Origin of the sequence: Paraburkholderia sp. SIMBA_027, assembly GCF_046535315.1 — a bacterium.
GTDB classification, from domain to species: domain Bacteria; phylum Pseudomonadota; class Gammaproteobacteria; order Burkholderiales; family Burkholderiaceae; genus Paraburkholderia; species Paraburkholderia tropica.
The window spans coordinates 1-236 of sequence record NZ_JAWRWY010001607.1 but is presented as its reverse complement, the minus strand read 5'-3'; the positions used below and the strand labels follow the sequence as shown (position 1 = coordinate 236).

General features: G+C 61.0%; 1 protein-coding gene. It reads left to right on the top strand.

Annotated features, from left to right (window positions below; all coding sequences use genetic code 11):
* Nucleotides 1-236 (top strand): tripartite tricarboxylate transporter substrate-binding protein (locus SB764_RS44610; protein ID WP_410867389.1); only part of this gene is annotated, 236 nt, incomplete at both ends.

Below are 236 nucleotides of genomic sequence, written 5' to 3'. Positions count from 1 at the left end.
CCGTCACTTCGGCCAAGCGGCTCGATGTGTTGCCGAACGTACCCACGGTCGCCGAAGAGGGCCTGCCAAAGCTCGAGGTGGGTATCTGGCACGGTATCTACACGCCGAAGGGCACACCTGCCGAAATCAATGAAAAGCTCTCCAAGTCGCTGCAGATCGCGCTGAAGGACAAGAACGTCGCGGCCCGCTTTGCCGAACTTGGCACCACGCCTTCCTCTGAAAGCGATGCGACGCCC